This window comes from Salmonella sp. GDC200615, assembly GCF_050574145.1.
GTDB lineage: Bacteria > Pseudomonadota > Gammaproteobacteria > Enterobacterales > Enterobacteriaceae > Salmonella > Salmonella enterica.
This window is the reverse complement of sequence record NZ_CP192247.1, coordinates 1,289,372-1,311,575: the sequence shown is the minus strand read 5'-3', so window position 1 is coordinate 1,311,575 and position 22,204 is coordinate 1,289,372. Positions and strand designations below refer to the sequence as shown.

The following is a 22,204-nucleotide window of genomic DNA, read 5'->3' as shown; positions in this document are numbered from 1 at the left end:
AGGGATTATCCTGCAAAACCAAAGAAACCGAACATCAGAGTAGAAATAAAGGTAATGGCTAACCCCACCAGCGTTTCATACGGCATTAGCTTTAAACGTTCATGAATTTGCATATTGACGCTGCCGCCCGTCGCGTGGAAAAAGCTGCCGTGCGGCAGATGGTCCAGCACCGTGGCGCCCGCATGGATCATAGCGGCTCCCGCCAGGGCGGAAACGCCAAGTTCAAGTAACGTGGGAGAGAAAACGCCAGACGCCACCGCCGTTCCCGCCGTGGTTGAGGCCGTCGCCATTGACATCATGGCGCCAGACACGGGCGCCAGCAGCCAGGATGGCAATCCCGAAGCGGTGAGGCCATGAATCAGGACATCTTTAAGTTCGGAATTAGCGATAATGCCGGCCAGCGTACCGGTTCCCAGCAACATAATAGCGACAGGCGCCATACGCATCAGACCAGCGACCATGTACTGGTTACAGTGGCGCGCGCGTCCCATCAACAGCAGACCGACCAATCCCCCTACGGGCAGGGCAATTAACGGGTCAATGGAAATGCCGGCAAACGGACGGAGAGAAAGCAGGAAAATAGCGACCAGCGGCGCGCTAATCGCCACCAGAAAACCGGGTCTGGCGACGGAGTCATCATGGTGAGTCACTTCATGATCGGCGACGCCCGCGCCTTTATTATTCAGGCGTTTCGCTAACAGATAGGCGATAATAAGCCCAACGATGCCCGGAACCACGCCCGCCAGCATAATAGAGGTAAGAGGAACATGAAACGCATCGGAGGCGGCAATAGCGTTCGGGTTGGGTGACATCACGTTACCCGCTTTGCCGCCGCCGACCATCGCCAGCAGAATAGCGCTTTTTGACAGGCCTGCATTACGCGCAATCGACAGCGCAATCGGCGCGACGGTAATCACCGCCACATCAATAAATACGCCGACGGCGGTCAGACATAGTGTGGCAATGGCTAATGCCAATAACGCCCGGGTTTCCCCCACTTTGCGGACAATCGTCTCAGCAATCGTATTCGCCGCCCCGGACTCAATTAATACGCCCGCCAGTACGCCTGCGGCCAGAATACGCAATACGGCATTAACGATGCCCTGCGCGCCTGACACCATCAGCGACACGGTTTGCAGAAGATCGGCGCCGCCAATCAAACCGCCGACCAGCGCGCCCGCCATCATGCCGTAGGCTGGCGACACTTTTCTTAAAATTAATACGATGGCCACAACCAATGCGGCAATGGCTCCCAGGGTGGATATCGACGTCATATACTGCGCCTCCTTTAACATGGAGCGCGCAGTATGGAAAAAACCGCCTAAAAATCCGCTGGAGCTTTCAACAAATTTCGATTCGACCAGGCAGCGGTAACTTGTCGGACGGTACAGATTCGGCCTGAAGCTCCATACCGATATAAAGCCAAAGCGTACTTTTTAACTCGTTGATTTTTATGTGCGTAATATCCTCACAGCGCTGTAAGCGATAGCGCAATGTATTCACATGAATATGCAATGCTTTGGCCGTTTGCGTCAGGTCACAATTATGTTCAAACCAAGTCCGCAGCGTCTGTTGCAATACGCCTTTCGCGTCATGTTGCGCCAGTTGCAGCCACAGACGCGATAACTCCTGCACTTGCCAACTTTCAGACAGTCCGCTTAGCAGCGCGGGAAGCGCGTGGTCATGATAAAAAATGTACTGGCTACGCAGCTTTTGTCTTTTCGCCATCGCCTGCGTGGCTCTCGCTGTGAGCAAAGATCGGTGCAATCCCGTCTCGCCGGCAAAATAGCCCCCAACCAAAATACGGCTAAAGCCCGATGATGCAGCCCATGATTTAAAAATCTGCAATTCGCCCATTTCCTGGCGGGTATTCCACTTTCCCTCTTTTAACGTGATAGGCTTAATAATGATTAATTCATTAAATTCGGTAAACGTCACCAAATGGTTACGCGCGTGATTCTCGAAATAATCCATTACATTGCGCAGCGCTTCGCGATCCGGCTGGGAAAGTTCAATAATCAGCACCACTCTGGGAACCGCCAGATCAATACCCAGATAGGCCGCCATGGAGCGCAACGACTCTGTTGAATTTTCTCGCAAAATCAATTGGTTGAACAGCTCTTCGCGATAGCGTTTATCCCATTGTCGCTGTTCGATCAGCACCATATGCTCGATCACCAGCTCCGCCGCCATTTTAACCAGCTCGGCATACGCGCGAACCTCCTCCGGCTCGCCGGTAATGCCGACCACGCCGATAAGCTGTTCATGAAAAGAGATGGGAAGATTAATGCCGGATCGCACGCCTTTAAGCTGATTGGCGGTAGCGGAATCAATTTCTACAAAACGGTTTTCCTTCAGCGCCAGAATGGCCCCTTCGTGACGCTGGCGAAGCCGCGAAGGTTCGCCAGACACGATAATGACGCCATGCTCATCCATGACGTTTACCGAGTAAGGAATAATTTTCATGGCTCGCTGTACAATTTGCCGCGCGGTATACCCTTTCAAGTAATGTTTTCTCAACACACTCATTCCCTGTTTCGTTATCGCTTCACATTAAAAAAACAATCTCGCATCAATGATGTCACTTATTAACGAATTTCTCAGAAGAATGCTTAGGCTAAGTCACCAAATTTTGGCGGCTTTACAGCGAGAATTTTGTAGGTTCCGACAATAAAAATGCCGCAACACGGTGCGGCATTAAAAAAAGAGCGGCTTTCTAAGCGCTTGTCCCTCATCAGGCGTGCGCAAAATGGCGGCAGGGCACTATGATGTCGTTCACGCTTTACAACTTTTGTACTGACCGCTCAGGATGAGGCATCCGTCACCTGACCATCCGGCCAGGCATGGACAACGGCTTTAATCAGCGTCGCCAATGGAATGGCGAAAAACACCCCCCAGAATCCCCACAGACCGCCGAAAATCACCACTGACAGAATAATCACCAGCGGATGCAAATTCACCGCTTCGGAGAAAAGTACCGGTACCAGCAAATTGCCATCCAGCGCCTGAATAATCAGATAAACGGCAAAACAGCTCCAGAATTCCGTCCCCAGGCCAAACTGAAACAGCGCGACGCCCACCACCGGAATTGTCACCACAAAGGCGCCGATATAGGGGATCAGGACCGAAAAGCCCACCAGTACCGCCAACAGTAGCGAATAGTTGAGGCCAAACAGCAAAAAGCCCAGCCAGGTCGCCACGCCCACCACTACCATCTCCAGCACTTTTCCGCGGATATAGTTGGTGATCTGCTGATTCATCTCATTCCACACCTGCCCCGCCAGCCCGCGATTACGCGGCAGCACGCGGCGCACGGCATTCAGCATCTGCTCTTTATCTTTTACCAGGAAAAAGACCATCAGCGGCACCAGCACCAGATATACCGCCAGCGTCAGTAGCCCGACTAACGACGCCAGCGAATACTTCACCACCGAATCGCCCATGTTAAGCATCCGGGTACGCATGTTTTCCGCCATCGCATCAATAATGCCCGCATCCATCAGCGCCGGATAGCGTCGCGGCAAGGTCGCGGCGAAATCGGACAGTTTATTCAGCATACCGGGCATATCACGAATCAGGTAAATACCCTGCTGCCAGGCAATCGGCATCACCACAAACGCCATTAATAACAGAATGCCGACAAAGAGGATAAGGACAATGGAGGCTGCCCAGCGCCGGGAACAGCCAATCGCCTGCAGGCGCGCCGTCGGCCACTCCAGCAGGTAGGCCAGTACGATTGCGACCAGCAGCGGCGCTAACAGGCCGCTAAAGAAAAAGAGGATGCTAAAACCAGCCACCAGAATGACCAGCAAGGCAATCGCCTCCGGGTCGCTGAAGCGACGGCGATACCATTGCATTAACATTTCGAGCATAAAACCCTTCCCAGAACTCAACTGCGGGATTGTGATGCCGAATTGTATCGAAATGTCACAAAAAAGACTTCGCTTTTTATCGTTGATTCAGGAAACTAAAATAGTGAGTCTGTGCTCATCACAGTTACACTTATGAAGTGTCGGAGCGTGGAACGATATTTCACGACGTTGGTCAAAGGGCTATCTCAAAACAACAGGATAGAGGTTATGTTCAGGCAGTTGAAAAAAAACCTGGTGGCAACCCTCATTGCAGCATTGGCTCTCGGTCAGGTCGCGCCCGCATTTGCCGACCCTGCCGACACGCTGCCCGATATGGGAACCTCGGCAGGAAGCACGCTTTCTATCGGACAAGAGATGCAAATGGGCGACTTTTATGTGCGCCAGCTACGCGGCAGCGCGCCGTTAATCAACGATCCGCTGCTGGTGCAATACATTAACGCGCTGGGTATGCGTCTGGTCTCGCACGCCGACTCCGTCAAAACGCCCTTCCATTTTTTCTTGATCAATAATGACGAAATCAACGCCTTCGCGTTCTTTGGCGGCAATGTGGTGCTGCACTCGGCGCTTTTTCGCTACGCGGATAACGAAAGCCAGCTAGCTTCAGTCATGGCGCATGAAATCTCCCACGTGACGCAGCGCCACCTGGCGCGCGCGATGGAAGATCAAAAGCGCAGCGCGCCGCTTACCTGGGTGGGCGCGCTGGGTTCCATTTTGCTGGCCATGGCCAGCCCACAGGCCGGTATGGCGGCGCTAACCGGTACTCTGGCGGGAACGCGCCAGGGAATGATAAGTTTCACCCAGCAAAATGAGCAAGAAGCCGACCGTATTGGTATTCAGGTACTGCAACGCGCCGGATTTGACCCACAGGCGATGCCCTCTTTCCTCGAAAAACTGCTCGACCAGGCGCGTTACTCCACGCGTCCGCCTGAAATTTTGCTCACTCACCCCTTACCGGAAAGCCGCCTTGCGGATGCCCGCAACCGTGCCAACCAGATGCGCCCGGTCGTGGTGCAATCTTCCGCCGACTTTTATTTCGCCAAAGCGCGCGCCCTGGGAATGTACAATTCCGGACGTAACCAGCTCACCAGCGACCTGCTGGATCAGTGGTCTAAAGGCAACGTGCGTCAGCAACATGCGGCGCAATATGGCCGGGCGTTGCAGGCGATGGAAGCGAGCAAGTACGATGAAGCGCGCAAAACGTTGCAGCCGCTGTTAAGCGCAGAACCGAACAATGCCTGGTATCTTGACCTCGCCACCGATATTGACCTCGGGCAGAAAAGAGCCAACGACGCGATTAATCGCCTGAAAAATGCCCGCGATCTGCGCGTTAATCCTGTGCTGCAGTTAAACCTCGCCAATGCGTACCTCCAGGGAGGCCAGCCAAAAGCGGCGGAAACCATTCTGAATCGCTACACCTTTAGCCATAAAGATGACGGTAACGGCTGGGATCTGCTTGCTCAGGCCGAAGCCGCGCTGAACAACCGCGATCAGGAGCTGGCGGCGCGCGCTGAAAGTTATGCGCTGGCGGGACGACTGGATCAGGCAATTTCACTGCTCAGTAGCGCCAGCGCCCAGGCAAAACTGGGTAGCCAGCAACAGGCGCGTTACGATGCGCGTATCGACCAGCTGCGCCAGTTACAGGAACGCTTCAAGCCATACACGAAAATGTAATCGCCGTTTATTAGCCGGATGGCGTCACAAGGAGAACTCATGACCGACACGATTAAAATCTACCATAACCCGCGCTGCTCGAAGAGCCGCGACACGCTGAACCTACTGAAATCTAACGGCGTGGAACCGGAAGTGGTGCTTTATCTGGATACGCCCGCCGACGCCGCCACCGTGCGGGAACTGCTGCGTATGTTGGGCATGTCCAGCGCGCGCGAACTGATGCGCCAGAAAGAAGATCTCTATAAAACGCTTCACCTGGCGGATAGCCAGCTGAGTGAAGAGGCGTTAATCCAGGCGCTGGTTGAACACCCTAAACTGATGGAGCGCCCCATTGTGGTGGCAAATGGTCAGGCGCGCATTGGCCGACCGCCTGAGCAGGTGCTGGACATCCTCGGTTAACCGTTGAACGCCGCCGTCGCGGCGTATTACAGTTTCAGAATCTCTTTGACAAACGGGATCGTCAGTTTTCGCTGGGCAGTGATCGACGCATGATCGAGCTGATCCAGCGTCATAAACAGCGTGCGCATTTCGCGATCAAGACGTTTGAGTAAAAACCGCCCAACATCTTCCGGCAGTTCAAACCCCCGTAACCGGGCACGCAACTGTAGCGCCTGAAGTTTGTCTTCATCGGAAAGAGGCTGGAGTTTATAGATTTGCCCCCAATCCAGACGGGAAGCGAGATCGGGCAAGCCCAGATTTAACTGTCTTGGCGGACGATCGCCGGTGATCAATAACCGCGTCTTACCGGACTCCAGAATGCGGTTATAGAGATCAAAGATCGCCATCTCCCACAGTTCATCGCCAGCGACACACTCAATGTTATCAATACACACCAGCGAGAGGTGTTCCATACCGTCGAGCACTTCCGGCACGAACCAGGTACGTTTATCGAGCGGGACGTAGCCTACCGCATCTCCACGCTGCGACAATTCAGCGCAGGCGGCGTGCAGCAAATGGCTGCGGCCCGCGCCTTCACGCGCCCAAAGGTAGATATATCCACTATGTTCCTGGCGCAACACGTTTTGTAACGCGGCCAGTAGAGAGGCGTTATCCCCCGGCCAGAAACTTGCGAAAGTTTCGTCGTCAGGAAGATAAAGTGGCAAAGAGAGCTGTGCCGGTGTGTTCAGAGATACCTCAACCCAGGATGACATAAAATCGCGCTGAGTTTACCACATAATTCCCGTGAGATAGAACCGGGCAGCATCGCTGCCCGGCAACCCGTTACTGATGCGGAGGCTCCGCATCATTTGCCTCCAGTACCACTTCTTCCGGACGCAACAGGCTAATCAGTTTAAAAATCAGGCTCAGGCCAATCCCGACGATGGTCGCCAGCGCCATCCCTTTCAATTCTGCCGCGCCGATATGCACTTTCGCGCCGCTCACGCCGATGATCAAAATCACCGAGGTGAGGATCAGGTTTTGCGCTTTGTTGTAGTCGACTTTCGATTCGATCAAGACGCGAATCCCCGACGCGCCGATAACGCCGTACAACAGCAGCGAGACGCCGCCCATCACGGGTAACGGGATAATCTGAATCGCCGCCGCCAGTTTGCCAACGCAGGAAAGCAGAATGGCGAAAATCGCCGCGCCGCCGATAACCCAGGTACTGTAAACGCGGGTGATCGCCATGACGCCAATATTTTCCCCATAGGTGGTATTCGGCGTGGAGCCGAAGAAACCGGAAATGATCGTCGACAATCCGTTAGCGAACATCGAGCGGTGCAAACCGGGATCGCGCACTAAATCTTTTTTGACGATATTCGCCGTCACCACCAGATGACCGACATGCTCGGCAATCACGACCAACGCCGCGGGCAGAATCGTCAGGATAGCGAACCATTCAAAACGCGGCGTATAGAAGGTCGGCAGCGCAAACCAGTGCGCCTGGGCAATCGGCGTGGTATCGACCACCCCCAGCGCGAATGACAGCGCATAGCCCGCCAGCACGCCGATCAAAATCGGAATGATCGCCAGGAAACCGCGAAACAGTACGGAGCCGAACACCGTCACCGCCAGCGTGACCATGGAGATAATAATTGTTTTCGTGTCCGGCGACTGCTCTTGCGCAGGCAGCAATCCGGCCATCCCCGCCGCGACGCCAGCCAGCTCCAGACCGATGACGGCAACGATTGCGCCCATTGCCGCAGGCGGGAACATCACATCCAGCCAGCCGGTGCCCGCTTTTTTAACGATGAAAGAGACCAGACAGAACAACACGCCGCACATAATAAAACCGCCCAGCGCCACTTCATAACCCAGCGGCAACAACAGTAGTACCGGGGAAATAAAGGCAAAGCTCGATCCGAGGTAGGCAGGAATTTTACCTTTGCAGATAAAGAGATACAGCAACGTTCCGATACCGTTAAACAGCAGCACCGTCGCGGGATTGATATGAAACAGAACTGGCACCAGCACGGTCGCGCCAAACATGGCGAAAAGGTGCTGTAAACTAAGCGGGATTGTCTGTAAAAGCGGCGGTCTTTCACTCACCCCGATAGCACGGCGCGTCATAGTGTTTTCCTCTAAGTGTGTTTGTTATGAGTGGTTTTATTCAAAAAAAAGCCGACTCTTAAAGTCGGCTTTTAATTATTTATTCACTTATTTGGTACCAAAAATCTTATCGCCGGCATCGCCAAGCCCCGGAATAATGTATCCGTGTTCGTTAAGCCCCTGATCGATAGAGGCGGTGTACAGTTCAACGTCCGGGTGCGCTTTTTCCAGCGCCGCAATGCCTTCCGGCGCGGCGACCAGCACCAGCACCTTAATGCTGCTACAGCCTGCTTTTTTCAGCAGGTCGATGGTCGCGATGACAGAACCGCCGGTCGCCAGCATCGGGTCGACGATCAGCGCCATACGCTCATCAATGTTCGATACCAGTTTCTGGAAATAAGGTACTGGCTCAAGCGTCTCTTCGTTACGGTACATCCCGACTACGCTGATACGCGCGCTCGGTACATTTTCCAGAACGCCTTCCATCATGCCCAGACCCGCGCGCAGAATCGGCACAACGGTAATTTTTTTACCTTTGATCTGGTCGATTTCCACCGGGCCATTCCAGCCTTCGATGGTGACTTTTTCCGTTTCCAGGTCGGCTGTCGCTTCATACGTCAGCAGGCTGCCTACTTCTGAGGCGAGTTCACGAAAGCGTTTAGTGCTAATGTCGTTTTCACGCATCAGACCCAGCTTGTGTTTGACGAGTGGGTGTTTGACTTCCACGATCTTCATACTCTTCTCCTATCCTCAGATGACTGGCAACCACAAAAAAAATCGCCGGATTATACCGCTTTTCCTCTCTGACGCAACACAATGTATGCTTGACCTGGATCAACCAAAAGCGCTGATAGCGGAAAAGTGAGTATAAATCACTCACGTTGAAACAGGCGATAAAGGCTAACAACCGTTTGAATATTAGCAATTTTAAGGGTGAATGACCTGTCCCGACCGCCTGTCGTAAACCAAGTGCTGGATATCCTTTTCTTTTTTACCAACAGGGAAATTTTCAAGCAGCGACCGAAACCATGCAAAAAAAATCGCCCGGATAATCAGGGCGCAGACCACGCTCGCAAACGTTTGCTTTCCCTGTTAGAATTGCGCCGAATTTAACTTTTACCGCAAAAAAAACGTGGGGAACCAGGCAGTGACCGATAAGACCTCTCTTAGCTATAAAGATGCCGGCGTCGATATTGATGCGGGTAACGCTCTGGTTGATCGAATCAAAGGCGTAGTGAAGAAAACTCGCCGCCCGGAGGTTATGGGCGGTCTGGGCGGTTTCGGTGCGCTGTGCGCGTTGCCGCAAAAATATCGTGAACCGGTACTGGTTTCCGGCACTGACGGCGTAGGCACCAAACTTCGCCTGGCGATGGACTTAAAGCGCCACGACGCTATCGGTATTGATCTGGTGGCAATGTGCGTAAACGATCTGGTCGTTCAGGGCGCGGAACCGCTGTTTTTCCTCGATTACTATGCCACGGGTAAACTGGATGTCGATACCGCCGCCAGCGTGATCAACGGTATTGCCGAAGGCTGCCTGCAATCCGGCTGCGCGCTGGTCGGCGGCGAGACGGCGGAAATGCCGGGCATGTATCACGGCGAAGATTACGATGTGGCGGGTTTCTGCGTCGGCGTAGTCGAAAAATCAGAAATCATCGACGGCTCCCGGGTTGCCGAAGGCGACGTGCTGATTGCGCTCGGCTCCAGCGGCCCGCACTCGAATGGATATTCGCTGGTGCGGAAAATTATTGACGTTAGCGGCTGCGACCCACAAACCACTCTGCTGGAAGGGAAGCCGCTGGCCGATCATCTGCTTGAACCGACCCGTATCTACGTAAAATCGGTTCTGGAACTGATTGAAAACGTCGATGTGCACGCTATCGCCCACCTCACCGGCGGCGGCTTTTGGGAAAATATTCCGCGCGTTCTGCCGGAGAATACCCAGGCGGTAATTAATGAGTCGTCATGGCAGTGGCCCGCCATCTTTACCTGGCTGCAAACCGCCGGTAATGTCAGCCGACATGAAATGTACCGTACCTTTAACTGCGGCGTCGGCATGGTGATTGCGCTCTCCGCTCCGGAAGCGGACAAAGCGCTTGCTCTGCTAAACGAGAAAGGTGAAAACGCATGGAAAATCGGTATCATCAAAGCCTCTGATTCCGAACAGCGTGTGGTTATTGAATAATGAATATTGTGGTGCTGATTTCCGGCAATGGAAGCAATTTACAGGCGATTATCGATGCCTGCGAAGCGAAGAAAATTAAAGGCACCCTCAGGGCAGTATTCAGCAATAAGGCCGACGCGTTCGGCCTTGAACGCGCCAGAGAAGCCGGCATTCCGGCGCAAGCGCTGACTGCCGATCGGTTTGACAGCCGCGACGCCTTCGATCGCGAGTTGATTCGCAAGATAGACGCGTATGCGCCCGATGTGGTCGTGCTGGCCGGTTTTATGCGTATTCTGAGTCCGATGTTTGTCGCGCATTACTACGGGCGTCTGCTGAACATTCACCCTTCCCTGCTGCCAAAATATCCGGGGTTGCATACCCATCGCCAGGCGCTGGAAAACGGCGATGAGGAGCACGGTACCTCGGTACATTTCGTGACAGACGAACTCGACGGCGGCCCGGTCATTCTCCAGGCGAAGGTGCCGGTTTTTGCCGGCGACAGCGAAGATGATATCACCGCACGCGTACAGACTCAGGAACATGCGATTTATCCGCTGGTGATTAGCTGGTTTGCGCAGGGGCGTCTAAAGATGCGCGATAACGCCGCCTGGCTGGACGGGCGTCGTCTGCCGCCGCAAGGTTATGCGTCTGACGAATAATACGTCATCGAACAGGACTGCGTCTGCTTGCCGGATGGCGGCATAAATGCCTATCCGGCCTACTCTTTTCCCTTCCTTTATGCTATCAGTTTATTGTCATATTTTTCTGGCGCAGTTGGACATTAACGCGTAATGCTCGCCATAATCATCAGGCAGTGTCCCGTGAATAAAACGGAGTATAGGTAGTAATGGGTCAGGAAAAGCTATATATCGAGAAAGAACTAAGCTGGTTAGCATTTAACGAACGCGTGTTACAGGAAGCGGCGGACAAATCCAACCCGTTGATTGAGCGGATGCGGTTCCTGGGAATCTATTCTAATAACCTCGACGAGTTCTACAAAGTGCGTTTCGCTGAACTGAAACGACGCATTATTATCAGCGAAGAACAGGGTTCAAATTCTCATTCACGCCATTTGTTAGGCAAAATTCAGTCCCGCGTGTTGAAAGCAGACCAGGAGTTCGACGGCCTGTACAACGAATTACTGCTGGAAATGGCGCGTAATCAAATCTTTCTGATCAACGAGCGTCAGCTCTCGGTGAACCAACAAAGCTGGTTGCGCCACTATTTTAAGCACTATTTGCGCCAGCATATTACCCCGATTCTTATTAACCGGGAGACGGATCTTGTTCAGTTTTTAAAAGATGATTACACCTATCTGGCGGTGGAGATTATCCGCGGCGACACCATCAACTATGCGCTGCTGGAGATACCGTCCGACAAAGTCCCACGCTTCGTTAATCTGCCGCCGGAGACACCGCGCAGACGCAAGCCGATGATCCTGCTGGATAATATTCTGCGCTACTGCCTGGATGACATTTTTAAAGGGTTCTTCGACTATGACGCGCTTAATGCCTATTCGATGAAAATGACCCGCGATGCCGAATATGACCTGGTGCATGAGATGGAATCCAGTCTGATGGAGCTGATGTCTTCCAGCCTGAAGCAGCGCCTGACCGCTGAGCCTGTGCGCTTTGTCTATCAACGCGATATGCCCGCCGCGCTGGTCGACGTACTGCGGGAAAAACTGACGATCTCCCGGTATGACTCAATCGTACCCGGCGGGCGCTACCACAATTTTAAAGACTTTATTAATTTTCCGAATGTCGGTAAAGCCAACCTGGTCAATAAACCGTTACCGCGGTTACGCCATCTTTGGTTTGATAAAGAGAAGTTTCGTAACGGTTTCGACGCGATTCGTGAACGTGATGTGCTGCTCTATTATCCTTATCACACCTTTGAACATGTGCTGGAACTGCTGCGTCAGGCGTCGTTTGACCCAAGCGTGCTGGCGATCAAAATCAATATTTATCGCGTAGCGAAAGACTCGCGCATTATTGACTCGATGATCCATGCCGCCCATAACGGCAAAAAAGTTACCGTGGTGGTGGAGTTGCAGGCGCGCTTCGATGAAGAGGCGAATATTCACTGGGCCAAGCGGTTAACCGAAGCGGGCGTCCATGTTATTTTCTCTGCGCCCGGGCTGAAAATTCACGCCAAACTCTTTCTCATCTCACGAAAAGAGGGTGATGACGTGGTGCGTTATGCGCATATCGGCACCGGTAACTTCAACGAAAAAACAGCGCGGCTGTATACCGATTATTCGCTGCTGACCGCCGATGCGCGCATTACCAATGAAGTGCGTCGGGTCTTTAATTTTATTGAAAACCCCTATCGCCCGGTCACTTTCGATTATTTGATGGTTTCTCCACAAAACTCACGGCGTCTGCTGTATGAGATGATCGATCGTGAAATCGCCAATGCCCAGCAAGGCTTACCGTCAGGGATTACCTTAAAGCTTAACAACCTGGTTGATAAAGGGTTGGTCGACAGGCTATACGCCGCGTCGGGTTCGGGCGTCCAGGTCAATCTGCTGGTACGCGGTATGTGTTCTCTTATTCCGCAACTGGAAGGCATTAGCGATAATATTCGCGCGATTAGCATCGTGGATCGCTATCTGGAACACGATCGAGTTTATATTTTCGAAAACGGCGGTGATAAGCAAGTTTGGCTCTCTTCAGCTGACTGGATGACGCGTAATATTGACTACCGTATCGAAGTCGCTACGCCTATCCTCGACCCGCGGCTTAAACAGCGCGTCCTGGATATCATTGACATTCTGTTTAGCGACACGGTAAAAGCGCGTTTTATCGATAAAGAACTCAGCAACCGCTACGTACCGCGCGGCAATCGCCGTAAAGTCCAGGCGCAGCTGGCAATTTATGACTACATCAAATCACTCGAGCAACCAGACTAACGCTATGCCAATTTACGATAAATCCCCTCGTCCGCAGGAGTTCGCTGCGGTCGATCTCGGCTCAAACAGCTTTCATATGGTCATTGCCCGCGTGGTTGACGGCGCAATGCAGATTATCGGGCGTTTAAAACAGCGCGTCCATCTGGCGGACGGGCTGGGCGCAGATAATAAACTCAGCGAAGAAGCCATGGAACGGGGGCTTAGCTGTCTGTCGCTGTTTGCTGAACGCTTACAAGGTTTCTCCCCTTCCAGCGTCTGTATCGTAGGCACCCATACGTTACGTCAGGCGCAAAATGCCGCTGATTTTCTCAAACGCGCGGAAAAGGTTATTCCCTACCCGATAGAGATTATTTCCGGTAACGAAGAAGCGCGCCTGATTTTTATGGGCGTAGAACATACGCAGCCGGAAAAAGGCCGCAAGCTGGTGATCGATATCGGCGGCGGGTCAACAGAGCTGGTCATTGGCGAAAACTTCGAACCCAGGCTGGTTGAAAGCCGTCGTATGGGCTGCGTGAGCTTCGCGCAGCTCTACTTTCCCGGCGGCGTTATCAATAAAGAAAACTTCCAGCGCGCCCGAATGGCGGCGGCGCAAAAACTGGAAACCTTAACCTGGCAGTATCGTATTCAGGGTTGGAACGTAGCGATGGGCGCTTCCGGTACGATTAAGGCCGCTCATGAAGTTCTCCTGGCGCTGGGTGAGAAAGATGGCTTCATTACGCCGGATCGCCTCGATAAACTGAAGTCAGAAGTGTTGAAGCACCGCTCCTTTAATGCGCTCAGCCTGCCGGGTCTGTCTGAAGAACGAAAAGCGGTCTTTGTGCCGGGCCTGGCGATTCTGTGCGGCGTTTTTGATGCTCTGGCTATCCGCGAGCTTCGCCTTTCCGACGGCGCGTTGCGCGAAGGCGTGCTGTATGAAATGGAAGGCCGCTTCCGCCATCAGGATGTTCGCAGCCGTACCGCAAAAAGTCTGGCCAATCAATACAACATTGACAGAGAACAGGCCAGACGCGTGCTGGAAACCACCATGCAGATGTACGAGCAGTGGCAGGCCCAGCAGCCAAAACTGGCGCATCCGCAGCTTGAAGCGTTGCTCCGCTGGGCGGCAATGCTGCATGAGGTTGGACTGAATATTAATCACAGCGGTTTACATCGCCATTCGGCTTATATTCTGCAACACAGCGATTTGCCCGGCTTTAATCAGGAGCAGCAAATGATGATGGCGACGCTGGTGCGTTACCATCGTAAAGCCATAAAACTGGATGATATGCCCCGCTTTACGCTGTTTAAGAAAAAACAGTATCTGCCGTTAATTCAGCTACTTCGGCTGGGCGTATTACTGAACAACCAGCGGCAGGCGACCACTACGCCGCCGACGCTGCGACTAACGACCGATGACAGCCACTGGACGTTATGTTTTCCGCATGACTGGTTCAGCCAGAATGCGCTGGTACTGCTTGATCTGGAAAAAGAACAGCAGTACTGGGAAGCTGTAACTGGCTGGCGTCTCAATATTGAGGAAGAAAGCTCGCCGGAGATCGCCGCGTAAATTGTGAGCCAGACGCCGCGCCGCGGCGTCTGCCTTTACTGAATCTCAGATAATAGCTGCGGCTCGCCAATTAAATATCCCTGAAGATAGTCGATCCCCAACGAGAGCACGACGCTTCGTATTTCTTCGCTCTCGACATACTCCGCGACGACCTGCATATTTTTCATTCGCGCTAAATGACAAATAGAAGCCACAATCTGATAATCGAGACTGTTTGACACTATATTGCGAATAAAACTGCCATCAATTTTAAGAATATCGGCGTCAACGTTTTTCAGCCGCGCATAGCTGGCGTAGCCAGTACCGAAATCATCAATCGCTATCTGACAGCCAAACTGCTGTAGCTGTCCCAGCGTCAACTGCGCCTGCTCAGCATTGGTGAGAGAGTTGCTTTCCGTTACCTCAAAAACCAGTTGCCAGGGTTCAACCTGATATTGCGTAAGCAACTGCTTAACTTCTGCAGGGAAACGAGCGCGGCATACCGATGTTGGCGACAGATTAATGGCAAAACGATGCGCGGGCATATATTCCCGGCTGGCCGCCATAAACCGCAGCGTGTTTTCAATCACCCAGAGATCGATAGCGGAAGACAAACCAAACTCATGCGCCACGGGTAAAAAATTGTCCGGGTTGGTAACGTCGCCGTTGTCATCCCTGAGTCGCAGTAAAATTTCATGGTAAACGTCCCCACGAACACCGAAAATAGGCTGCGCCATCAGGAAAAAATGATCGTGCTCCAACGCCTGTTGCAGGCGATTCATCATCGCAATTCTGCCCTTCAAATCGCGCTGCAGGTGCATTGCGCCGCGCCGCTGTAAATCCTCCGGCGCGTTAGTCGTCAACGAAAGATCGGAACTGGTGCTTAATTCGCCCAGCAGAAGATAAAGGTGGCTAACCGGAGAACGCACGCAGCAGTAGCTCACGCCGACAGGCGGCTGTAGCGGCAGTCCATCCCAGATAAACCGAAACTGCTTAATATGTTTATCCAGCGCTTCAATACGCTGCTGATGCGCCTCTGTATTAAGACGCAGCACCAGGTCGTGCCCTGACATCTGGTAGACGCACTCATTTGAGGCCAGCATCGGCGTAATCCAGTGAGAGAGCTTTTGCTTATACTGGATGCGTAGCATGACGCCATAATTTTTACCCAATAGCTCCAGGCCCGGCACGTGTAAAAAACAGATCGTAGACCAGGGCGCATTTTGGAGCGCGCGGTTTAACGCACGTAAATTGGGAAGATGTACAACCGGGTCAAGATAGGCCAGCCGCCGTGCGCGACCACTCACTACGCGCTGACGCGTGGCCAGTACAGACATATAATTAACAATAAAAGAAAAAACCAGATAGCTCGAAGAGGTAATCGCTAATTGCGTATCATAACCTGAATACCAGGGCATATAACGCTGATAATAATGAATCGACGTAATTAGCACGACGGCCCAGATAATTGAAATAAACTTATAGCCATAGCGCATCGCACCCCACAGCATGACCGGCAATAATAACGAAAGCGTATAGTTGGTACTAAATATTGAACTATTATCAGTCAATGGCATACACAGTATAAACATTAGTGTAGTCAATACGGCCAGCCAAATAACGATCTCTTTTTTAGTGGCCTTGCTATCAATCTGTAGCTTTAATTGCTGATAATACCCCCGCAGGTGCAGCGGATTACGGAGAGTACGAATAATAAAATAGCACAATGGCACGCCGACAAGGTTACCGACCAGTAACGCCTGGTAATTAATCAGCGTGTTGATATTAAAGGGCATTACCCCCATCAGGCTGGCTTTACTTTCGTACATGCCAACAAAAGCGGCAAACTGGTAGATGACCAGAAATAATGTTGCTGAACAAAATACCTGCCAGAATATTCGTTGAAACAGCAGGTGGGCGTCGCCGTGGGAAACATTGTTTCGCCGGGGGAAAAGACACGATAGCCGCCCCAGCTTAGCACGATAGTAATGATAAAGTGCATCGTCACAGAAAGGGTTTCATACAGCCCTGTCTGCGGGTATCTGCGCCAGAAGATAGCAAGCACAATGCCCGGCAGTGCTGCCCAGCCGAAAAAGAGCATCAGGCTAAGCATAAAAGCTAACGGCAGGTAAAAAAGAACCACATTTCCAGTGCTGGTAAGCGCATAAGTATTTGCGCTACTTAAAACAGGCAGTAAAATCGAAGGGAGAATGAGCGGTAGTCCCCACCATTTATCTCTGATATTTATATAAGTTTTATTTAGTTTCATAGATGCTCAGCAGAACCCCCCAATCCCAAAGGGGCGTTAACAGACAGGCATCCCACCTGACTTTAAATTGATGATGCGATATACATCACACGATAGTCATCGATTGTAATTATTAAACAAAAGTAACATTTGATTTAAGTCAATTATTACCTTTCTCCTGCAGCCTTTATTCGCCTTTTTATTCTTTGTTATCATTAATTTATTATTAATGTAAATACTAAAATTATCTTCCATAACAATATAAGATAAATCAACTGACGCAATTTTACATTAAGAGGAATTGACCATCGGTTCGCAGTATGCCTTAATGTAGAGTGAACGCAGGCTTGTTACGTTCTTCGCCTTGATAATACCCTTGAAGAACCCAGCCTGATCCCGCCCATATCGCTGGGCCAACGTTAAGGAACCCTTTGTGAGTCAGGCCAACAGTATGCGAAAACGACATCGATTTAACACTCGCATGACCCGTATCGTACTGCTTATCAGTTTTCTCTTCTTCTTTGGACGTTTCGTCTACTCTTCTATCGGCGCCTGGCAGCACCATCAGGATAAAAAAGAAGCGCAACAGTCATCGCTTTCTGTCACCACGCCGGGACAACGTTAAGCTGTTATCCGTTAAAAAGCCCGCGCAAGAAAAAGAAGCTTTAGCGTTAACGCAAAAAGACAACCCACTCAATGGGTTCAGGCCATGATCAGACGCTTAAAGAGCAACCGCGGGATATCCTGCCTGGGTGATAAGATCACATGCGCGGTTACTAAGATTCCCTCGACCGAATACAAAACCCGATAGCCTTCAGCGTGGTTAAACTCCCGGTAGCTGGCACAAGTTCAGGGCAAATCTGGAATCCCAGCGGGCACTGACGTACGGTACTCTCAAACTGTGTGAGTATCTCTGCGATAACCGGATGCGGCTCAACCTCAACGCACTTCAGGAAACCCGCTATTGTGTCGATGCAGTGCTTTACCGTAAACGTATACTCAAAGGTCACCTGCGGCTCCGACCTATCCGCCAGAGTCAATGCGAAATCAGGAAGATAACCATCGTGGGAGGAGAATAAGGTGACCAGTCCTATACGTCAGAATTTGTTTTGTAAAGAGCCACCTGGGATCAGATTACCAACGTTGACAGGCAAAACCATCAACTCATTACAGCTAAGCTCAACGAATAATTTAGGTCGTTTCGTTGGTCGTAATGTACCCTGGCTCGGTTGGGTTATGACATTCACTACGATTTATGATATCCAGCGTGAATTAAAAATACATTTAATCGTGTGGCGGTTCCTAAAGATCGCATTCAGTGGGCGTACTTCTAATGAGAGATATTGAGAAAGAAATTATCGATTTTATCGATCAGGAATATAACACTAAAAAGTACTTTCTCTGTGGGCCAAAGCGAACCATCACGCTTGATATCAGTATTAGGGATGATCTAAAACTCGTTTTTGAAGATAGTGAAGAACTTCTACAAGAGTACTTCAAGCGTTGGAATGTAGATTCAGAAGGATTTGACATACTCAACTATCTGAATCCAGAGTACTTTGGAAGTAAAGAGCCTGATCCGCGTAAGCCACTAACAGTTGGTATGCTCGTTGAAAGTGCTAAAACTGGACGTTGGTTATATAGTTGAAGAATAAAGTTATTATATTTTAAATACCCCTTATTTGGGCTGAATCGCCACGGATAACCTGGACACTTCTGAGTCGTTGGTAGATCTTTTTCTTTATCCGCTCACGCTTCAGTAGCTGGAAAAAGCTTTCTGCAACCGCATTATGACAGTTGCCACGACGGCTCATACTGCCCTCCAGTCCGTGCGATTTCAGCCATTCATAGCGGGTGTACTGACTACCCTGCTCAGACTGAACCAGCACCTGTTTTTGGGGATGACGTCGCCACACGGCCATCAGAAGCGCATTCAGGACAATGTCTTTTGTCATTCGTGGTTGCATTGACCAACCGATAACTTTGCGCGAGAACAAATCAACGACCACGGCAAGATACAGCCAACCTTCGTGGGTTCATGATTACGTCAAATTTGCCGCCAGAAGCTGTGCACTACACAGAAAACTCATCTATGCACATAAATAAAAACCCTCTGCAAAAACAGAGGGTTAAATTCACTTTTACCTGTTCATGAAAACACAGGAAGGATTATCGGCTTATTCCCACTCAATGGTAGCTGGTGGTTTACCGCTGATGTCATACACCACACGGGAAATCCCGTTGACTTCATTGATGATGCGGTTGGAAACACGACCCAGGAAATCATACGGCAGATGTGCCCAGTGTGCGGTCATAAAGTCGATGGTTTCGACAGCACGCAGAGAGACAACCCAATCGTACTTACGACCATCGCCCATCACGCCTACGGAACGGACCGGCAGGAAGACGGTAAACGCCTGACTGACTTTGTCGTACAGATCCGCTTTGCGCAGCTCTTCAATGAAGATAGCGTCCGCGCGACGCAGCAGGTCGCAGTACTCTTTCTTCACTTCGCCCAGTACGCGCACGCCGAGGCCCGGCCCCGGGAACGGATGGCGATACAGCATGTCGTACGGCAGGCCCAGCTCCAGACCAATCTTACGCACTTCGTCTTTGAACAGCTCTTTCAGCGGTTCAACCAGCCCCATCTTCATCTCTTTCGGCAGGCCGCCAACATTGTGGTGAGATTTGATGACGTGCGCTTTACCGGTTGCAGACGCCGCAGATTCGATAACGTCAGGGTAGATGGTGCCCTGCGCCAGCCATTTCACGTCTTCCAGTTTCAGCGCTTCTTCGTCGAACACTTCAACGAAAACGCGGCCGATGATCTTACGCTTGGCTTCCGGATCGTTCTCACCAGCCAGCGCGGACAGGAAGCGATCTTCTGCCGGTACGTGAACAATGTTCAGACCAAAATGGTCGCCAAACATGTCCATCACCTGCTCGGCTTCGTTCAGGCGCAACAGGCCGTTGTCGACGAAAACACAGGTCAGATTTTTACCGATCGCGCGGTGCAGCAGCATGGCGGTGACGGAAGAATCCACGCCGCCGGAGAGACCGAGGATCACTTTATCGTCGCCTACCTGCTCGCGAATGCGCGCCACGGCGTCATCGATGATCTTCGCCGGCGTCCACAACGCTTCACACTGGCAGATATCGCGTACAAAACGCTCCAGCATGCGCATACCCTGGCGGGTGTGAGTCACTTCCGGGTGGAACTGTACGCCGTAGAAGCGTTTTTCTTCGTTGGCCATAATGGCGAACGGGCAGCTCTCGGTGCTGGCGACGGTCACGAAGTCGGACGGAATCGCCGTCACTTTATCGCCGTGGCTCATCCACACGTCCAGCAGCGGTTTGCCGTCTGCGGTCAGGGAATCTTCAATACCGCGAACCAGCGCGCTGTCGGTCAACACTTCGACCTGCGCATAACCAAATTCACGCTCATTAGAACCTTCTACATGACCGCCAAGCTGCATCGCCATGGTCTGCATACCATAGCAAACGCCAAATACCGGCACGCCTGCTTCAAAGACATACTGCGGCGCGCGCGGGCTGTTTTCTTCGGTGGTGCTTTCCGGGCCGCCGGAAAGAATAATGCCGCTTGGGTTGAAGTCACGAATTTGTGCTTCTGTCACATCCCACGCCCACAGTTCACAGTAAACACCCAGCTCACGCACGCGGCGCGCAACCAGTTGAGTGTACTGAGAACCGAAGTCCAGAATGAGGATGCGATGCTTATGAATGTTTTCCGTCATTGACGCTTATTCCGAGGCAAGTGAAACAGATTAAATAAATCGCCCGACGCGAAGGTCGGGCGAAGAAAATCAGGAGCCCAGACGGTAGTTCGGGGACTCTTTGGTGATGGTCACGTCGTGAACGTGGCTTTCCTGGATACCCGCACCGCTGATACGCACAAACTCCGCTTTAGTACGCAGTTCGTCGATGGTAGCACAACCGGTCAGCCCCATACAGGAGCGCAGGCAGCCCATCTGCTGGTGAATGATCTCTTTCAGGCGACCTTTATAGGCTACGCGGCCTTCGATACCTTCCGGCACCAGTTTGTCGGCGGCGTTGTCGCTCTGGAAGTAACGGTCGGAGGAACCTTTGGACATCGCGCCCAGAGAACCCATACCGCGATAAGATTTGTAAGAACGGCCCTGGTAGAGTTCGATTTCGCCCGGGGATTCTTCGGTACCGGCCAGCATAGAACCCACCATTACCGCGCTCGCGCCTGCGGCGATGGCTTTGGCGATGTCGCCGGAGAAACGGATACCGCCGTCAGCGATAACCGGAATCCCGGTGCCTTCCAGCGCTTCCACCGCGTCAGAAACAGCGGTGATCTGCGGAACGCCCACACCAGTCACGATACGAGTCGTACAGATGGAACCCGGGCCGATACCCACTTTCACCGCGCTGCAACCGGCTTCCGCCAGTGCGCGAGCGCCTGCGCCCGTCGCAACGTTGCCGCCGATGATTTGCAGGTCAGGATATTTAGCACGCGTCTCACGGATACGTTGCAACACGCCTTCAGAGTGACCGTGAGAGGAGTCGATCAGCAGTACGTCAACGCCTGCCGCCACCAGCGCGTCAACGCGCTCTTCGTTGCCCGCGCCTGCGCCGACCGCCGCGCCGACACGTAAACGGCCCTGCTCATCTTTACAGGAGTTTGGTTTACGTTCCGCTTTCTGGAAATCTTTTACGGTAATCATGCCAAGCAGATGGAAGTTATCATCAACGACCAGCGCTTTTTCTACGCGTTTTTCGTGCATTTTTGCCAGCACGACTTCACGGGCTTCGCCTTCACGAACGGTCACCAGACGCTCTTTCGGTGTCATGTAGACACTCACCGGCTGGTTCAGGTCAGTCACAAAACGCACGTCACGACCGGTGATGATACCCACCAGCTCGTTATCTTCAGTCACCACCGGATAGCCCGCAAAACCGTTACGCTCGGTCAGGGCTTTCACTTCATGCAACGTGGTGGTTGGCAGGACGGTCTGCGGGTCGGTCACTACGCCGGACTCGTGTTTCTTCACGCGGCGAACTTCTTCCGCCTGGCGCTCAATAGACATGTTTTTGTGGATAAAACCAATGCCGCCTTCCTGGGCCAGGGCAATTGCCAGGCGCGCTTCCGTCACGGTGTCCATCGCCGCAGAAAGCATAGGAATATTCAGACGAATAGTTTTCGTCAACTGCGTGCTGAGATCGGCAGTATTCGGCAAAACGGTGGAGTGAGCGGGAACAAGGAGGACGTCGTCAAACGTCAGAGCTTCTTTAGCGATACGTAGCATGGGCAATATCTCACCTGGGAGGTTAATAA

General features: G+C 52.1%; 17 protein-coding genes and 4 pseudogenes. 9 read left to right on the top strand and 12 right to left on the bottom strand.

All coding sequences use genetic code 11. From position 1 onward, the window contains the following. Positions 1-5: 5 nt before the first annotated feature. The 3 genes from ACQ29O_RS06015 to ACQ29O_RS06005 all read right to left on the bottom strand — a co-directional run bounded on the left by ACQ29O_RS06015 (position 6) and on the right by ACQ29O_RS06005 (position 3,872). On the bottom strand, positions 6-1,274 hold the full coding sequence (locus ACQ29O_RS06015) for a GntP family permease (RefSeq protein ID WP_000200859.1): 1,269 nt from the start codon (positions 1,272-1,274) through the stop codon (positions 6-8). 67 nt (positions 1,275-1,341) lie between these two features. Continuing rightward, positions 1,342-2,529 carry a sugar diacid recognition domain-containing protein gene (locus tag ACQ29O_RS06010; RefSeq protein WP_041030965.1) on the bottom strand — a complete coding sequence of 396 codons (1,188 nt, stop codon included), beginning with the start codon at positions 2,527-2,529 and terminating at the stop codon, positions 1,342-1,344. A gap of 275 nt (positions 2,530-2,804) precedes the next feature. Then, entirely contained in the window at positions 2,805-3,872 is a 1,068-nt protein-coding gene (locus ACQ29O_RS06005) for an AI-2E family transporter (RefSeq protein ID WP_000892056.1), read from the bottom strand. 207 nt (positions 3,873-4,079) lie between these two features. Between ACQ29O_RS06005 and bepA the strand changes: the two genes are divergently transcribed. Continuing rightward, positions 4,080-5,543 (top strand): beta-barrel assembly-enhancing protease, encoded by a 1,464-nt coding sequence (gene bepA, locus ACQ29O_RS06000; RefSeq protein WP_000489630.1) that lies wholly within the window; start codon positions 4,080-4,082, stop codon positions 5,541-5,543. Positions 5,544-5,582: 39 nt separating this feature from the next. Continuing rightward, positions 5,583-5,942 carry an arsenate reductase (glutaredoxin) gene (gene arsC / locus ACQ29O_RS05995; protein WP_000132650.1) on the top strand — a complete coding sequence of 120 codons (360 nt, stop codon included), beginning with the start codon at positions 5,583-5,585 and terminating at the stop codon, positions 5,940-5,942. A 26-nt stretch (positions 5,943-5,968) separates the two neighbouring features. Here arsC and ACQ29O_RS05990 read toward each other — a convergent pair whose 3' ends face one another. The 3 genes from ACQ29O_RS05990 to upp form a co-directional block, all read right to left on the bottom strand. Continuing rightward, positions 5,969-6,670, bottom strand: a complete 702-nt coding sequence (locus tag ACQ29O_RS05990; protein ID WP_061835882.1) for a DnaA inactivator Hda — start codon at positions 6,668-6,670, stop codon at positions 5,969-5,971. A 94-nt stretch (positions 6,671-6,764) separates the two neighbouring features. Further along, positions 6,765-8,054, bottom strand: coding sequence for a uracil permease (uraA, locus tag ACQ29O_RS05985; protein ID WP_000198332.1), 1,290 nt, complete (start codon positions 8,052-8,054; stop codon positions 6,765-6,767). Positions 8,055-8,141: 87 nt separating this feature from the next. Next, positions 8,142-8,768 (bottom strand): uracil phosphoribosyltransferase, encoded by a 627-nt coding sequence (gene upp, locus ACQ29O_RS05980; RefSeq protein WP_000706208.1) that lies wholly within the window; start codon positions 8,766-8,768, stop codon positions 8,142-8,144. 412 nt (positions 8,769-9,180) lie between these two features. Between upp and purM the strand changes: the two genes are divergently transcribed. The 4 genes from purM to ppx all read left to right on the top strand — a co-directional run bounded on the left by purM (position 9,181) and on the right by ppx (position 14,657). After that, on the top strand, positions 9,181-10,218 hold the full coding sequence (gene purM, locus ACQ29O_RS05975) for a phosphoribosylformylglycinamidine cyclo-ligase (protein ID WP_000130477.1): 1,038 nt from the start codon (positions 9,181-9,183) through the stop codon (positions 10,216-10,218). After that, on the top strand, positions 10,218-10,856 hold the full coding sequence (gene purN, locus ACQ29O_RS05970; protein ID WP_001028590.1) for a phosphoribosylglycinamide formyltransferase: 639 nt from the start codon (positions 10,218-10,220) through the stop codon (positions 10,854-10,856). Before purM ends, purN begins: the two co-directional genes overlap by 1 nt. Before the next feature lie 188 nt (positions 10,857-11,044). Further along, positions 11,045-13,111 (top strand): polyphosphate kinase 1, encoded by a 2,067-nt coding sequence (ppk1, locus tag ACQ29O_RS05965; protein WP_000529555.1) that lies wholly within the window; start codon positions 11,045-11,047, stop codon positions 13,109-13,111. A 4-nt stretch (positions 13,112-13,115) separates the two neighbouring features. Beyond that, complete coding sequence (ppx, locus tag ACQ29O_RS05960; protein WP_001123326.1) at positions 13,116-14,657, top strand: exopolyphosphatase; 1,542 nt, start codon at positions 13,116-13,118, stop codon at positions 14,655-14,657. A gap of 35 nt (positions 14,658-14,692) precedes the next feature. Here the strand turns inward: ppx and ACQ29O_RS05955 are convergent. Together ACQ29O_RS05955 and ACQ29O_RS05950 are read right to left on the bottom strand one after the other, a co-directional pair. After that, positions 14,693-16,905: pseudogene (locus tag ACQ29O_RS05955) on the bottom strand (bifunctional diguanylate cyclase/phosphodiesterase). Positions 16,906-17,001: 96 nt separating this feature from the next. Beyond that, positions 17,002-17,139: a hypothetical protein gene (locus ACQ29O_RS05950; RefSeq protein WP_001540598.1), complete on the bottom strand. Its 138-nt coding sequence runs from the start codon at positions 17,137-17,139 to the stop codon at positions 17,002-17,004. 178 nt (positions 17,140-17,317) lie between these two features. Between ACQ29O_RS05950 and ACQ29O_RS05945 the strand changes: the two genes are divergently transcribed. Continuing rightward, complete coding sequence (locus ACQ29O_RS05945) at positions 17,318-17,509, top strand: YfgG family protein (RefSeq protein WP_000075924.1); 192 nt, start codon at positions 17,318-17,320, stop codon at positions 17,507-17,509. A gap of 77 nt (positions 17,510-17,586) precedes the next feature. Here ACQ29O_RS05945 and ACQ29O_RS05940 read toward each other — a convergent pair. Next, positions 17,587-17,730: pseudogene (locus ACQ29O_RS05940) on the bottom strand (hypothetical protein); the annotation flags it as partial. 267 nt (positions 17,731-17,997) lie between these two features. On the opposite strand from ACQ29O_RS05940, the pseudogene ACQ29O_RS05935 reads away from it, so the two are divergent. Both ACQ29O_RS05935 and ACQ29O_RS05930 read left to right on the top strand, forming a co-directional pair. After that, positions 17,998-18,218 (top strand): annotated as a pseudogene (locus tag ACQ29O_RS05935) (STM2901 family protein); the annotation flags it as partial. After that, a complete protein-coding gene (locus ACQ29O_RS05930) occupies positions 18,203-18,532 on the top strand; it encodes a DUF1493 family protein (protein ID WP_001747357.1) in 330 nt (109 codons plus the stop codon). The pseudogene ACQ29O_RS05935 and the gene ACQ29O_RS05930, both read left to right, overlap by 16 nt. A 79-nt stretch (positions 18,533-18,611) precedes the next feature. Here ACQ29O_RS05930 and ACQ29O_RS05925 read toward each other — a convergent pair. The 3 genes and pseudogenes from ACQ29O_RS05925 to guaB all read right to left on the bottom strand — a co-directional run. Next, a pseudogene (locus ACQ29O_RS05925) lies at positions 18,612-18,920 on the bottom strand (DDE-type integrase/transposase/recombinase); the annotation flags it as partial. Between the two features lie 141 nt (positions 18,921-19,061). Further along, positions 19,062-20,639 carry a glutamine-hydrolyzing GMP synthase gene (guaA, locus tag ACQ29O_RS05920; RefSeq protein ID WP_000138293.1) on the bottom strand — a complete coding sequence of 526 codons (1,578 nt, stop codon included), beginning with the start codon at positions 20,637-20,639 and terminating at the stop codon, positions 19,062-19,064. Positions 20,640-20,708: 69 nt separating this feature from the next. After that, positions 20,709-22,175 carry an IMP dehydrogenase gene (gene guaB, locus ACQ29O_RS05915; RefSeq protein WP_045161678.1) on the bottom strand — a complete coding sequence of 489 codons (1,467 nt, stop codon included), beginning with the start codon at positions 22,173-22,175 and terminating at the stop codon, positions 20,709-20,711. Positions 22,176-22,204 lie beyond the last annotated feature (29 nt).